The organism is Pseudomonas sp. Leaf434, from assembly GCF_001425545.1.
GTDB lineage: Bacteria > Pseudomonadota > Gammaproteobacteria > Pseudomonadales > Pseudomonadaceae > Aquipseudomonas > Aquipseudomonas siliginis.
Map to the genome: position 1 here is coordinate 139,640 of NZ_LMQZ01000009.1, position 15,756 is coordinate 155,395.

At 57.6% G+C, this 15,756-nt stretch carries 4 protein-coding genes; all 4 read right to left on the minus strand.

The genetic code is table 11. From position 1 onward, the window contains the following. The 4 genes from ASG55_RS18070 to ASG55_RS18085 are packed head-to-tail and all read right to left on the minus strand — an operon-like array spanning window position 1 to window position 15,721. Entirely contained in the window at window positions 1-2,679 is a 2,679-nt protein-coding gene (locus ASG55_RS18070) for an RHS repeat-associated core domain-containing protein (RefSeq protein ID WP_082530312.1), read from the minus strand. After that, window positions 2,676-7,286, minus strand: coding sequence for a SpvB/TcaC N-terminal domain-containing protein (locus ASG55_RS18075; protein WP_056788865.1), 4,611 nt, complete (start codon window positions 7,284-7,286; stop codon window positions 2,676-2,678). The genes ASG55_RS18070 and ASG55_RS18075 overlap by 4 nt, the downstream gene beginning before the upstream one ends. Further along, window positions 7,283-12,133: a neuraminidase-like domain-containing protein gene (locus ASG55_RS18080; protein ID WP_056788868.1), complete on the minus strand. Its 4,851-nt coding sequence runs from the start codon at window positions 12,131-12,133 to the stop codon at window positions 7,283-7,285. The genes ASG55_RS18075 and ASG55_RS18080 overlap by 4 nt, the downstream gene beginning before the upstream one ends. A gap of 9 nt (window positions 12,134-12,142) precedes the next feature. After that, window positions 12,143-15,721 carry a Tc toxin subunit A gene (locus ASG55_RS18085; RefSeq protein ID WP_056788871.1) on the minus strand — a complete coding sequence of 1,193 codons (3,579 nt, stop codon included), beginning with the start codon at window positions 15,719-15,721 and terminating at the stop codon, window positions 12,143-12,145. Window positions 15,722-15,756 lie beyond the last annotated feature (35 nt).

Sequence of the window (15,756 nt, forward strand, 5' to 3'; positions counted from 1 at the left end):
TCAGCGTTTTACGTTGTTGGCAAATTGCTTGAGCAACGTAGTTTTCTTTCGGTCGTATACGTCTATCGAATACTGAGCAAGCTCAAAAGGGTGCGCCTCCATATCGACGGGGTAAACTTTCGTATCTTTCTCGGACCAGAGGAAATTATGGTCCTGTACATCCTGGTGATATAGGTCCTTTGCTTCCATTTCATTAAACATCTCCAAAAGTGCATTGGCGCCGCTTGCCGGAATGGAACCTTTCTTGATGTCGCCGAGGGGGATGCCATCGAGTTTTATCATCTTGAGGTAACTCTGATTGTCTTCAATAAGTGCCGTCGCCGAGCCTGCTCCATAGTAAGCATTGAAAACCTCGGCTTCGGTTTTTACATACCCCGGAATACTGTTTCGCTTGTCGGCTCCTCTGAACTTTTTGTAGACATGTTTTCCGTCGGCGCTTTCGTATATTTCTCCTTCGCCCCCGCCGCCTATAGCAGGGCGACCACCAATATCATCGGCAATCGACGTTGGCTTGTTCTTCAGCGAAGAATCGGTCAATTGCACTTTCTCCATCAACATTTCGATGGAGTGGCTTGCGCTCTTTACTTCTGGAGACAATGGTGGTGTATCAGGAAATCCAAATCTCGTGCTTTCGTTAATGACAGAGTTTGCTGAAAATGGCGTTGATGATTGCGGCGAAGGCGAAGATCCGATGGTCGCTTGAGTCGGGTACTCCTCATTGACGCCTTCACGAATTCGCCCATCAGTATCGAAGTAGGCCAACGGATTGCCTTTCACCATGCTGAACAGATTCAGACCATCAATCGCCCCGGACGGATCCGGATTCAACCATCGCTGCCAACCCGCCACGTAATACCTGAACCCGTAATAATAAAGCCCGGTCGCATCCCGCTCTTTGCCCGAATAGCGCAGCGTTTTATAGCTTGTCTCGATTTCGCTACGCCCGGCAAACCACGCGGTGGTGCCGAAAGGGTGGTATCGCTCCTGACTGATGAGCTTGCCCGTGGCGTCGAGTTCCAGGGTGCAGGAACCCAAATGGTCGTTGAGGCTGTAACGCGCTTGATCGTTGTCGATGCCTTGGGGCGGTTCGGATTCCCAGTGCAACACCTGCACGCTGCTGCGCCCGGCCTGGACACTGATCACCTGCAGTATTTCTCCCGTACCACTGTGGGTACGGATTTGCAGATTCGGCAGATAACGCACTTCGTTCATCAGCGTTTTAGCGTTGGTCTGCATCAGCCGCACTTTGCGCACGCGCATGCCGTCTGCGGCGTATCGGTATTGCTCGTTATCAGCCGAACGGTCTTCACGCAAAACCAGCCGGACTTCACGCAATCGGTTACGCAAGTCCCAGTTGAAAGTCTGTCCTGGTTGCAGGCCAAGCAGATTGCCATTGGCATCGAAGCCGTTGCGCAAATCTTCCTCGCCCGGGTCCATGCCATCGCGCACCGGCAAGCAGCGGTTACTGTGCTTGGCGGCGACCAGGCGGTGACCGTGGCCTTGTGGGCCGTCGTGGATCAATTTGAGCAAATTGCCACCGCAGTCATAGTGATAGGTCTGGGTGTAATTGGCGATCGCTGCGGGATCTGCCAGTGAAAACTTCGATGTCTGACCGGCCTCCCAACCCGTGGCCTCGATCAACTGATCGAGACTGTCATAACGGTAGCGGTTGACCGGTTCGATGCGCTGGTTGGCAAAGTATCGAATCGGGAGGGCGGCGTCTTCAATACTCAGCACGTTGCCTACCGGGTCGTAGACATAACGCAGGTCTTGCAGGATGTCATTGCCGCGCTGGCTTTGCAGGCTGATCAGCCTGCCATCCTCGGCGGCGTAGTCCAATGTGGTGATCACTCCGTTGTCAGCGGTTTCCCGAAGGGTATGTCCTTGGGCATCGTACTGGATGGCGCCGACCAGGGTTTTCGGCGCGGAACCCATCAATTGCAGTCGAACGTCTCGCAACTGGCCGTCCAGGGTCTGGCTGAAAAGCTGTCGGTGTCCTCTGGCGTCGATTTGTTCGATGGTTTCCGAGAGCGGGTTGAAACGCGAGTAGCTCGTGGCGGCAGGCGCGTCTTCGAGCAATTTGTCACGCTCGCTGAGCGATACCGGCCAGTCAGGAGGGTCGAGTGAGCGCAGAAAGCGTCGAGACTGCGCGATGATTCCACCGGTCAATCCGAACTGTTCGAACAACTGCGTGCCGGCCGGATCATCGAGGCGGATGATCTGTCCGCACTGATTCCGCGTGGCAAATGTCGGATTGCTGCCGGCATAACCATATCGCTCCGTGCACAAAGGTTTTCCGTCATCGGCGTGTTCGAACACAGCCAGTGGTCGCAGCTGTTCGTCATACTCGATGCTGCGCACGCTACCCCGGCCATCCCAACCGTGCAGCGGTTGACGCGCCTCGCCCCACAGACTGACGTGCCATCCGGCATCGACGCTGAGCGTGATCAGCACCTGACCGGTCAGTGAGTAAACCGTCCTGAGATTGGCGGGGGCTGATGCGTCGGCGAACAATCGTGGATCGCGCTGCGCCACCCGTCGCCCGGCAACGTCATGCTGAACCGCGGTGATGCGCGCTTCAGATTCGCTGCCATCTTCGCGCCAGTAGGCAACCTGCCGCACCGGTAAGCCTCGGGCATCAGTGACGCTAAGATGCGGTGTCTGCGCATGCTTGCTCACCTTCCTGTCCACCAGTTGCGTCGCCGTTGTTCCGGTGGCGGGTCGAACAGGTCATTTTCGTCGAAGGCGACGTTACACCAGATCCAGTACCAGACTTCCCGGCGTAGGGGTTTGAGCGTCGGTGGATTGCCTTGCAGCATTTGCTTCGCCAGCACGGTTGCGGTCGGTCGGCCCACCGCGTCGTAGAACTGCTGGTCGTGAAAAGCATGCTTGCGCATCGAGCGATCATTGATGTAGCGCGGTTGATCGGCGAAGTAGGGCCGGTAAATCCGCACAGTCTGGCCTTTGTTGTTGTATTCCACTGGCTCGCTGACACGCCAGCGTCGCTGGGCCTGGGCGTCTATTGGTTTGCCATTGTCGTCGAGGACCAACTCACCGTTGTCATCGACCTGCCAGGCCACGCCCGGGGGGACCTCATGTTTGGTTTGCAGAGTGCGGCCGAAACCGTCCAGGCAAGCAATGCTGACTCGCACTTGCAGATCGGGATCAAGCGGATAGCGGTCGGCCACCAGAGAGACGGCATACACGGGCTCACGCTGTGCATTATCGATTTGCTGCTGGAGTTCGGTTTCATTCAGATCGGGATTTTCCACAGCGGCAAGGTACTGTCGGGCGCGATCGCAAATGTGTCCTTCGGGCAGAATGTAGCCTTGGCTTTTCGCCCAGTCCCACCACTCTTGGGAGCGTGAGGACGTGCGGGAGATGCAACCCATCCAACTGAACGTATCCCAGAAAGCGGCACGGGCGAAGTTGCCAATGGCTTGTTTCGGATCGGCGATGGCAATGGCCGGGTCGCGGTCTGCCGGCGGGACGTAGGTTTGCAGCGGGTCAAAACCCACCGGTTCTCCAAGTTCGGTGCCGTGGAAACTGCTCACCAGCGGCTCGCCGAAAGCGTTGTAGCGCGCTTCCTGCAGGTTGCGGTTGGCATCTTCAATGGCCGCAGGGAGGAAGGTGCGGTAGTCCACGTCGAGGCTGCGGGTAGTGCAGCCGTCCGGTAAGGTCACAGCGGTTGTCACACACCAATACGCGTCATAGGTAATCAGGGTTTCGCCGTGACTGCGGGTTTCACGGTATTTCTGCACGTTATGAAAGCCGTCGAGTGCGTGGTAGGTGGAGAAACCTCTGTGCACTGACCACAGATAGTTCTTCGCATCGTCAGGATCATCGATCGGACCGTGATCTTGCTCGGGCAGGAACAGCGGCATGATGTGGTAACCGACCTCCTGCGATTCGAGTTTTTCTTTCAGGTTGAAGGGTAATTGGCCATCCACCTCGAGTTTGTCATATGCGCTGAGGGCGACGGCGTCCAGTTCGGCCGTCTCCATGTAGGCGGGCAAACCCTCGAAAGTCGCGTCGCCCGGATCCAGCGTTGCACCGCTGCGAGGGTCGATGTAGCGCTGCAGCGTCAATGCAGACAACACTGCTTGCTGCGCCCATTCGCCATCCTCGCGGGCCATTAGCAAAATATGTTCATGGTGGATCGTTGCGGCACTCAGCGCCGCTTTTTCCAGCACCAGCGAATTGCTGCGCAAGCGGCAGGGCAATCCAAGGCGCCAGGCCTCGTCATTGGGCAAATGAATCGATTCTGACCGGAGCTGCGTCAGGTACCATTTTTGCTGCGCATCGTCATGAGCATCCTTCCACCAGTTCTGCTGATGCTCTTCAGTGAACGGCGGCGCATCGCTGCTGGTTTTGCGTCGCGCGTAGTTCACCGTGAAAGCATGCACCACACGGCCGTAGGGGTCCCATTCCAGATTCAACTGGTGCTGGCACATCGGATCGTCGGCAATTGCCGGTTCGTACTGATAACTGATGGATTCCGCGTCCAGGGGCAAGATCACTGCATAAGGCTGGTACTTGCCTTTGGGGCGCAGCACCCGTGCGCCATAGCGATGTTCCTGGACCACAAAGGGGACTGCGGTCGCCGCGTCGTCACCGGCGGCGAACACTTCCGAGCGCATCACTCGGCCGCTCAGGGTGCGGGCGATCTCTCGCGCAGTCTCCTCATCGGCTTCGGTGAAAGGTTGCGCGATGCGATCATTGAAGTGATAGAGCTGCAGCAGTGTGGATTTGAGATCGACCGCATCACCGTCACGGCTGTAATAACCGGTTCTTGACGGGTCGATGGTTTCGCCTGTGTGAAACCAGGTCTTACTGAGGATCGGCGCGGTGAACTCGGTTGCTGACGCTTCGGTGTCGCTTTGCAGCAGCAGGCGAAAACCACGGAATTCGCGCTCGAAACGGTCGTAATAACCGCCGCGATAGCTGAAGAGCTGTGTCAGTGTGTTGCCGGTGATCTCATCATGTTGGATTTGCTCGTGTACCAGGTGCATGGCCATTGGTAGACCGGACACTGGATTTTCAACACCGGCTGCCTGTTGCTCACGTTTTTCATCCAGCCATTCCTGCGCCGAACTGCGGTAATTCACGCTGGCGCTGCAACCCATGTTGTTGCAGCTTCTGTTGAGGAGATAGGGTTTGGCGTCGACGAAATCGTAACGCCAGTGCCTGGGCGACATGTGCGGCAATGTCACCACCAGGCTCGAGCAACCCAGGCCTTGCAGATCTGCGCTGGTGACCTGCCAGAGCGCGTCATGGGCGAGGCCCTCAGGCCAGGGAAGATCAATGGATGTCTGGGCGAAACCGCTGCCGGCATGGTTCATGAAAATACGCAGGCGCTCGGCTTCCATGTAGATCAGGTCAGCCGCACCCGAGCCGTCGAGATCCGCCAGCAAGACCCGTGAGGCGTTGAATTCATCGTAGGCGAAGGGCAGGGTGCACAGCACAAAGCCTTTGCCGAAACGACCATGTCCCAAATTCGGCCAGCACTTGACTTCGTTATGACGGATCCGCACCAGATGTTGCTGACCGCTGCCGATGAGATCGGCGAATGCAACGATTTCGCTCGGTGTATTGCTCAGCACAGGCAGCTCATCATCATCGCCTGCGGCGGTTTTTTCCGCATGCGGCACGTCGACGCTCTCGGCGAAACCGGCCGCGCGACGATTGGCATACAAACGCACGCTGCGCGGGCCGACCAGCGTCAGGTCGCTCAGGCCGTCACCCAGCAAGTCGGCGATCTGCGCCATCGGGTGGGAAAATTCGCCGGGAAATGCATCGAAGGGCACGAACCCTGACCAGTTGCGATCTGGGTCGAGGGTGAAAAATCCGCACATGCCCGGCGCGGCGAGCACCCAGTCGAGCTTGCCGTCGCCGGTCAGATCGGTAAGCGACTGATGCACGGGTTTGCCGGCGTCGGACATCGGCACGCCTTCAAGAAGTTTCCACTCGCTGTACTCGACCTGGTCGCTGCCGGTCTCTGCGCGCATCGGCTCGCGGTAATACCAGCCGTGGTCATAACGGCAGAGCACACCCGCCAGGCCCTCACCGTACAGGTCAACCAACTGATATTGATGACCATCGTCGAGGCCGGGCATGGCCGTGAATTCTTTCCAGCCCTGCGGCTGCGGGGCGAGGTCGAACGTGTTGTAGCTGAACTCCATTGGCGGTCGGCTTTCGATCTGGCCGAGGCCGTCATAGGCCTGCTGATGCGCCGCGCTCAGATGGCTGTAACCCAGTGGGCTGAGGCGATATTGCAGGAGCAGGCGTTGCACCAGAACCGGATGGTCACCCAACTCTTTGGGGAAGTGATGAAACATCAGCACTTGTCGACACAGGCGTCGGTTGCCCAGCTCGAAACCGTAGGCGTAGATCCAGTAAGGGTCGCTGCGCTCGGCCCATGGCTGTTGTTCTTCAAACGTTGGCACTTGTTCCAGATCGCTGCTGCGTTCGCCATAGTCGAACACCAGTTGAAAGTGCCACAACTGTTTTTCCCGGCTACCGCTGTCCCAGGCATACAGGTGCGCGGAGGCTTTTTCGTTGCCATAACACACGCGTTTGAGATAGCGCTGAGCGCGATAGTCGCGATACTGCGGAGCGACTGGCAGCTCGGTTTCCGCCTTGTATTCGTAGATGATGTGTTCGCCGCGGGTATTGAGGCTTTCGTCGATCATCCAGACGCCGACGCGCTGCGGGTCGGCAGGGTCGGCCCGGCGTGAATTGGCGGTGGTGCCATAGATATGCAGGCTGCCGTCGGCACCGTGAATCAGCCAGAAACCGGCTTTGTCGGTCTCGTTCGACCAATGTTCGATCAAGGCGAATGCACCCTCGACCCGTGGCCAGTGGCGAACGACGTCATACGCTGTCGTCAGGGGCAAGCCGTTGTATTGCTCAGTAGTGCGGAAGATCAATTCACCGGTGCTTTCATTGCGCTCGGGCAGCCATACATCACCGTCAGGCCCCACGACCTGGTCAGTGCCGTCATAAGTCGGCACGCCATTGACCGTGCGCAGGGTCACCGCGTCAACCGTCAACTGCCAGCCAATCCCGCAGGAACTGTTGCCCGTGCCACTGCTATAGCCCAGACCCAATGGCGGGGCAAAACCGCGTCCGGTGGAAATCGGCAACGACAGTTCCAGCGACGCAGTGCCTTTGGTACCCACGCCGGCCGATCCCTTGCCAATACTCTGGATGGCGCCGCCGCCCTTGGGCAGGCTCGGTGTGTTGATCTGCATTGTCGACTGTTGCGGCGGCGGCTGTTCGTTCATAGCGAACCGCCTTCGCATCTCGCGGTGTAGCACACATGCAGGATGATGTCGGGCAAGCGCTGGAGTATGTGCTCCTGACCCTTGGGAAACGTCAGGATCCAGCGTGAAATCGCGCCGGTGTATTCGAATGGCAGATAGCGTTCGTCCTGGAAGTTGAGCTGAAACATGCCGTTGTCTTCCAGCGAACTCGACAGGGCGATCTGTTGACTGGATCGCAGGTTTTCTTTGACGCTGCTGCCGACCGTGGGGGCCATTTCAACTTTGCTGTAGGTCTGTTTCAGCACCGCTCGAATATCTTGATAAGGCCCAAGCACGGCCGGTAGCGTCACGCTTATAGTCTTGATCCGGCGCAGGTAATGATTTTGCCCGGCGTAATCATCGTCGAACATTTGCTGAGTCAGTTCCAATTCACACGTGCCGTTGTCGATCAGCGATTGCTTGATCTGTGCCCACGGTTTATTGATGGTTGAACTCGGGTCCTTGCCGGTCAAATCCTTCAGTGACACGGTTTTCCTGATTTCCAGATCGCGGCGGTTGTGCTGCACGTACTGGCTGTACATCTGTTGCAGGCTCATCTTCAACTCTTCCCCGGCACCGAGGCCGCGGTACGTGGCATTCCACGCGCCGGGATGGACAAAGGTTCGGGTGAAATCGCCCATTTCGTATTGCCAGCAGGCCTCAGCGGCCTGGCATAGCGATTGTGCGTTGGTGAAGGCGGTATGGTAGAAACCGGCGAATTTGCTGTTGAGCCAGTCGTAGGTCTGCGATCGGCTGAAACGATTGCTGCTCAGCAGGAAATCGTGGGTGGCCTTGGCCTGGTTGAGTGCTGCTCGCGCCTGGCGCAGTTGCAGTTGCGTGGCTTTATGTTGTTCGTCGGAGACGGCAAGCTGGGCCTTGATTTGCTCGGCTTCGAGTTTTGCCTGGTCGCGGGCCTGGGTCCATTCCTGGGCGCGGCGCCGGTATTGTTCGATGCGATCCATGGTTTGGCTTGCGCCATACGCAACGTGTGAAAACGCTTGCATATGGGCCGCGAAGCCGTTGGCAGCACCTTCCAGGCGTGCGCCACCGGCCGCCATGCCAAATATGTTCGGTGCTACAGTCATTGCCTGGCCGATTCCGTGGGCAATCGTCGCTCCGGTCTGGCCGAGACTTCCCAGCAGGTAAGAAGCTCCCGCGCCGATTTCCAAGGTGCTGACACCGTCTTTCAGCAATTTCTCGTAATAACTCACTCGGTCCAGAATGGTGTCCTGACTCGCCAGCAACGCCTCCTTGTTTTTTTCATCAATCTTCTCGGCCTGAACCTGTATTTGCACCGCCATCTCCGCGAGGTTCCACGCCTGCTGCTGTTGCAGTTCCAGGTACTGCGCCTGCTCCTTGCGTTCGATCAGCGACAGTAGCGTGGCGCCGAACGCGATCACGCTGTCCACCGCGTTCTGCGCGAGTGCGAACATGAAACTGAAGCGACAATGGGGAATCTGCGGGTTCAACAAGCGGCTGAGTGCTGCCCCGGACAAGCCTTGGCCCCAAGCGGCGAGCAGTGCGCGCGGATCCAGCGGCGTGGCGAATAACGGCAGGTTCAGCGGAGCGCCGGCCATATCGAGGTTATGTCGCAGGTTAAACAAGCGGCTTTCGGCTCGATCCCAGTGCATGATCAGTTCGGGGTTGAAGGGCCGACGGAAATACTCAGTGTCCGCGCTCGCCAGTAGCGGGTCATGGCCGTCAGGCCGCAGACACAATAGTGGTGCAGGCTGCGAAGCCGGGGCCCTGCCGATACGCAAAGGTGGCTGTTGTTGCAGCTGCCGGTGGGCGCTGATCAGGCGCTGTTCGAATTGACGCAGTTGCACATTCTTCGACGAACTCAATTCGTCGAGCGTGAGCGGCAACCATTCGTCGATCTGGCGTACATCCGGGCGCGGTCCCAGCAGATCCATGATGTGGACGTAGCGCATCTTGGCTTCAGCCAGGCCGTCCGGCGTCAACTCTGCATACGCCAGATCAGCCTGGCGGCTTTCGATCTCGATAAACAGTTTCCACAGCGCCTTGCGAAAGTGCACCGGAAAACTCAAGGCAATCTGATGCGGATCGTCCGGGTACAGAATGGCCAGGCTGGGGTCGACCGGACCGGGCCATACCGGCTCTTCCAACGGTACGGCCTGCCAGTAACCGGGGTGTCCCGGGTCCGCGCTTTGTCGTGTCGGGTCAAACAGATACGCAAGCCACTGTTTCGCTTCGTCGTACTGCTGCTCTTCGTTCAAGCGGTAGGCCACCAGCCAGGGCAGGTACAGGAACAGTTCCAGGAAATACAGGTAGTAAGCGCCCGAGAAATCCATGGCTTGCGATCCCTGACCGTCCGGGATAGGTGGTTCTGTGTGCTGGGTCTGGGTTTCCCAGCTCAGCAGAGGTTCCATGCCGCCTTCGGCAAGGTTGATCAGTTGCCGGGCGAAGGTGGTGTTCATGCGCACAGCGGCCCGACGTGATCCTTCGGGTTCCTGCCCGTCGCTCAACTCGATGCCGGAGCCGCTGAAGTCAATGAATTGCGCCTTGCCCAAAGAAGGGCTGTCCCCCAGAGACGGGTCGATCATGCTGTTGATGCTGGGCGCTATTTGCAAGTTTGAGGGAGGCACTTCTGCCCATTCAACGGTCAGCGCCTTGAGTGCTCCGCCAATCAGCGTGGTTGCCAAGGAGCCTGCGTGATAAACCAGAACACCATAGATCAGCGGGATTTTCAGTTCCTTTGGATCCTCAGGCCACTCCACTGGCCAGCCGTCGGGCTGGAGGGTGGATTGATCGACCGAAAACGAATAAGTCAGCGAGGAGTCCTTCGACAGGCTATTGACGATGGCTGTAGACGCCAGCTTGCGCATTGCGCTGAATGTTTCAGGCGGCTTTGTTGACAGAACATTCAGCGGGTGTGCGATGAAAAACTGGTAGCCCACGCTGCTGTTATAGCGCCCTGCTGAAGGATGAAGATCGATTTCATTGTGATCGGTGGTAGAACGCCAAAAGGACGTAAACAAAACCATGCTGGAGCCGATCAGTTCATAGAGCACCCTTCGATTTGCATGTTTACCTGCAAGGCACGCCGTTTCTCCTTGCTTGGTGGCGGGTACCGTAAATTCGGTCGGATTCCCGACAGGGTCGGCGATCAAGCTACGCAGCCGATCAGGGTACCCCTTGAAACAGAATGCCGTATCTGCGACATCCATGAAGTCGGTACCAACAGGTTCAATGATGGAGCCTGGAAGTAGCGGAACTTCAAGGTGATTTTCCGAAGGATCGAACACCAGCGTAACTTTGATGAGCTCCTTGTTTTCGTCGTGTTTGTCGAAGACGGAAAGTTTGAAAATCAGGAGGTTGTTGAATCCTGCCGCCAGTCTTGCGGTCAACTCGATATTGGACGCCGCCCGGTTATAGACAAAGTCGACGTCTTTCACGCTGGTCTCGATTCGCGACTGCCACCCCTGATAATCCCAGGTGGTCTTTTCGCTATCCGGTGTCTGGTACTCCACTGCACCAAACATTGGCGTGCCAGAGGGAAGCCAGTATTGGAAACGACCAGCGTTGCCATTGGCGAAAATATTGCCGATCAGCCTCACGTGGGCTTCGCCGTTCTTGAGGACCTCGACGGAGGGAGGTGAGGCCGGTCTGACCTCCGGCGCCATGCCGAATGACGGTGGCAGCGGTGTAACATTGAAGTTCTTGTCTATCTGTACCGTTCGCAGAAAATCATAGGTATCTGCATCGCCCGGAATCTCGGAAGGGACGCCCTGATAGTTCGAATACAGCATGAGCACCATCGACTCAGGTGACGTCGAGTGGTCATACACCGCAATGGTCTGGGTTTGCTCCGCAATTTCTTCCTGCGGTTTTTCGATCAGCGCTTTGGTCTGGCAGTAACTCTCGATGTAAACCCGCGGCGTACTCCAGGTCTCGTCATATTTCTTGTAGCTGGCATATAGGCGGAACCTGGGATTGACCTTGACGCTCTGGTCGGCCTTGCCGTCAACGGGGGCCTGCATGGCGTCCGCATCCTGAAGCTCCAGCTCGGCCCAGATCACGAACAGACGATTGTTGAACCAGCACGGGCGAATGGTGTGTTCCAGCGCCTTTTCCGAAATGGGCACGTTGGCTTTTTGCCAATCCGACCAGGCATTGGGCAGCGGCTTGTCATATTTGACCGGGGTTTCGCCTGCTGCACTCGCGGGCGCTTTGACCGCGCGCTGCGACATGTCCAGTGAGCGCCAGTAATAAGCATTTTCGGCAGGGGATTTGCCGATGAAATAATAAGTACTGTTGGCAAAATCTTCCCCGTCAATGTAGCCATTGCAGATTTTCAGGTTGGCAATTTCTTCGAACCTGGCAAGGTAAGCCAGCACTGCGGTTTGTACTGTTTCGGGCTGAATCTGCGCCTGGTTGAGGTCATTCTCCAGTTGCTCGAAACTGGCGCTCTTGGTCAGGCGCAGGGTCGGGTCCAGATAGATGTCCGGGAACGTGCGCAACTGCTGGAGGGCGGGCCAGATCGAGTAGCGATTGAGGCCGTCGCGCCAGGTGCTGGTTTGCAAAGGCGTAAAGCTGTCATCGCTGTAACCGGGCTCCAGGTTCAGCATCATGCTGTTGATTTGCTGTTGGTAGCTGGCAATGGCGCAGGCCACCGGACTGGTCGGGACATCCTGGCTGACCAGTACATCCAGCAACCAGAATTCATAAAGGTCGTTGGCGGTCTTGATCGTTTGAGCCAGCCCTTGCTCGATCAGGTAGGGATCGCTGGGTATTGCTTCGTGCAGATACAGGGCGAGCATCGCGTCACGCAGTGCTTCGTTAAGCGGCGCATCGAAGGCAGTCGTCATGATCGTTCCTCAACCATTGTCACGTGATGGGGCGGCGTTAGAGTGGGCGGCCATGACTCCCTCACCGACGGCTTTCCAGGCCAGCAGATCGCTTTGTTCGCCCAGCGCGGTGGCTTGCAATAGGGTTTTGGCGGCCAAGCCGCTGGCCTGACAAGCGGCCTGGCAACGACGGACCCAGTCGACTTGAGCCATCGAGGTGGCGCGTTTATCGGGGAGCGAGCTGGTCAGCTCGGCAACTTGCGCCTGCGGCCAGTTCAGCAAACGAGCAAGGGCAGCATCGGCCGTTTCGCTGGCGAGCTGGCGCAGGGCCTTGTTTTTCAATTGGGCCTTGGCTGGATTGGCGCAGCTGAAATAACTCAGGACATGGTCTTCGGACTGGCTCTGGCTGTGGAACCAATGACTGAAGCGTTCAAGCAGATAGAGATCGGAAAGCGAAGGCATGCTGTTACTGCCTTCCTCGTATGCCGCGCCACCCAGCCACATCGGATTGATTGCAAACAGGCGCAGAGCGCTATTGCTCAAACGCAGCTCTCTGGCGATCTCGGCGTGGCGAGCCACCCGTTGATAATCCTCGATCAACGCTTGGGGCAGCGGGGTCTTGAGTGCTTGCTGCAAAATGCTATAGGGCGTGGCCCACGCCCAGTGAATGACCGCCCGGCAGCAATCCGGCGCGAGTTTCGCGGTTTCCTGGAAAAGCCCTTCGAGCAACTGGGCCTGACGGTCATGCACATCGAGCAGGAACTTGACGAGTCTGTCTGCGCAAGCATCTTTGACAGGTTGGGCCAGCCCTAGACCTTTGAGCGCTTGCGCGACATCGGCCTGTAACCAGGCAACGGGTTCATCTGTCAGGGTCAGTGTGCGATCAAGGCCAGACAGCAGGCCGTCAGCAGTGATCAGATGGTGTTCGATCAGCAACTGAAACCAGTTGATTTCTCCTCGCTTGCGTTTGCCATCCTCTTGCAGTGGCAGACCCAGCGCATTGACTTGCGCCTCGGTCGCCAGGCTGCGGCGCGTATCACTCTGCAGCGTGGTCAGACGCGCCCGCAACTCATCGGGCAGGGGAGCTTGCTCGGCCAATCTGATCTGCTGTTCATTTTCCTGCTCTTCGGGATTTGGCGGGGCATCGATGCCCAGGCGTTGCAATACCTGCGTCACGGTCTGCTGACTGTCTTTGAGCCAGTCGAAGGCCCAATCCAGTTGCATCAGCACATCGAGGATGTCCGGATTCGCATCCGCGGTCGTTGCACTCAAGCGGCCGCTGGCCAGTGCGGTTTTGTAAGACGAGCCTCCGAGAAGTCCCGCCAACGCCAGCAGTTCTTCGACCGAGTGACCGAACAACCGGGCTATCCGCGCCTGGCGGTACAACGAGGAAACGGTAGGCAAGTCACGCTTGAGCGCGCCCACGTGCTTTTCGGTCTGACGGGCAATCAACAGCAAAGAGTCTTCGGTGGGTTGCACACCGAGCCCGGCACAGAGTTGCAGCAGGGTTTTCTGCGTCGCGGCATCGAGGGTGGTCAAATCGATGGGTGTTTGATCAAGAATCAGCGGTGTGTCGAACAGTTGCACATGGTTGAACACTTGATCGAACAACGGCACCTCGTCCTTGCCGCTGGCATAGGGGCTGAGGTCGTGCAGCAGCGCCGCGAACTCTTCAGGTTCGATGCTGTAGCGCTGGTTCAGGTAGCGATAGACGCCCAGCGCACGCAGGGTGTTTGCGTTGAGTTCCATGCCCAGGTTTGATTCGCCCTCGGCGCGGATGGCACTGCAGATCAACGTGTCGAGCCTGGCGAAAGGAATGCCGCTCCAGCGTTGCAGGCGGATCATCCGCTGAAGACGATCGAGACGATCAAGTGAGGTTTTGGTCAGACGCCATTGTGTGTTGTCACCCGACGCTATCCGCTCCAGTCCTATGGCGTGGTCTGACTCATCGCTCAGGTCTGTTTCCGGGGCCGGTTCCGGCGCGTTGTCGGACAGTTCAGCACCGGGACCGATGCCATTGACGTAGCAGGCACCGTAGTGATTTGGAAAAGACCCGGTCAGCAGGTCAATCCTGTTCGGGGTCGGCTGCAGGTATGGACAATTGGGCGACAATCGCACTGCAAAGCTGCGGCGGGCCACAAGTTGCTCGACCTGTTCAGCGGTGAGGCCAGTGTGCTGCATGAAGTCGGTCAACAAGGTCAATTGCTGCACAGGCGCATCGCTGGTGACTTCGACACCGTAGGCGCCTTTGAAAAAGTTCTTTTCTGTCGTCGTCAGGCGGTACTGCTCATCCAGCGTAAAGGCGAAGCGCTGTCTGGCCAGACGGACCGGTTGCTCCACCGTCCCGGTGGCGGTGATCAGATCGAATCTGGCTGTGTATTCCTGCTCGGTCGGCGTGGGAAGGGTGGCAGCCTGGAAATGCACAACGATGGGTTTATCTATCGCAGCGTGCAGACGATTTATCAGCCAGCCAGTCCCTGTGAGGTCCGGCACGTTAGAGCTCAGATCGATACTGGCAGGCACGGTCTTGTCGTCTTTACGAAAGGTCAGTGAGACAACGGTTTTGGAGCCGCCTTGATTGGTTGGTGCGTCCGCCAACGGAGTCGCGACCACGTCGTCGGGCTGCCCGGACAGGAGCAAGTAACATCTGCTTGGTGTGGTATGTGGCCGCAGGTAGGCAGTGAGAGGGTTTTGCCAGCCGTTGATGAGATTGCTGCGGGTCAGATAAAAATGGCTGAACACCGGGGGGGCGAGCAGCAATTGCTGTTGTTGTGGGCTCAACCCGCACAGCAACCGTTGTGCCTGTAGCGCCGGTTGCTGCAATTGCCCATAGTCATTGATTGCCACCTGTTTGATCGGTAGCAACAGACTGGCCCGGTAATTCAACTCGCCCAGACGCGGCTTATTATCAGCGAGCCCAAGTTGGCATTGGTGATGATAGAAGTTGTAGGGCAGTTCGAAGGGGTAGCTCCGTTCGGCCAGTACCTGATAGGTGGATTTGCTTTTGTCGGGAAGATTGCCATCCAGATAGGTGCGCAGATGACTTTCCAATACCTGCGTGACAATTTCCAGCATTGGCCTCGGTGTGAAGGTGCTCTCCTGGCTGATCAACAGGTCCTTGAGGTCAGGACGGCGTTGATCCATCAACAGCCGCTTGGGATCCTCACTGGTGGCTTCCAGTTGAAGGGAGAATCTCCGCAGTTCAGTCAGGTAGGCCACCGGACTATCGTTGGCGGCAATGGCTCCGACCTTGGTGAACTCGTCCCAGTTTTCATTGAACATGCGTTGATAGGTAGCGCCCAGCGAAACCAGCGAGCTCACACCACTGCGTTGAGCCATTTGCTGCAACGTGCCGGAAGAGGTCTGGTATTCCCGATACAGGCGCGAAATGAGCGCCGCATACTTCATCGCATTGTCGTAGGCCACATCGGCGTTCGCGTCGCTGTATAGGGCGAGCTGGCGAGCGAACGCTGCTTTGGATAGACGGACGATGTCGAAAACTGACGTGAAGCCCATTTGCTGCATGGCGGTGGGGAAGTCGTTGCGGTCTGTCTTCAATCTGGCGTCGGAACTGATGAGGGCGTTCATCAGGGAGGGGGTGTCGGCCATGACTTTGGATCTCCTGCCAGAAGGGGGCATTGGAA

What these genes read in the sequence shown, in the direction of transcription:
- ASG55_RS18075 (WP_056788865.1), bottom strand. Translation starts at nt 7,286, where the DNA reads ATGAACGAACAGCCGCCGCCGCAACAGTCGACAATGCAGATCAACACA.
- ASG55_RS18080 (WP_056788868.1), bottom strand. Translation starts at nt 12,133, where the DNA reads ATGACGACTGCCTTCGATGCGCCGCTTAACGAAGCACTGCGTGACGCG.
- ASG55_RS18085 (WP_056788871.1), bottom strand. Translation starts at nt 15,721, where the DNA reads ATGGCCGACACCCCCTCCCTGATGAACGCCCTCATCAGTTCCGACGCC.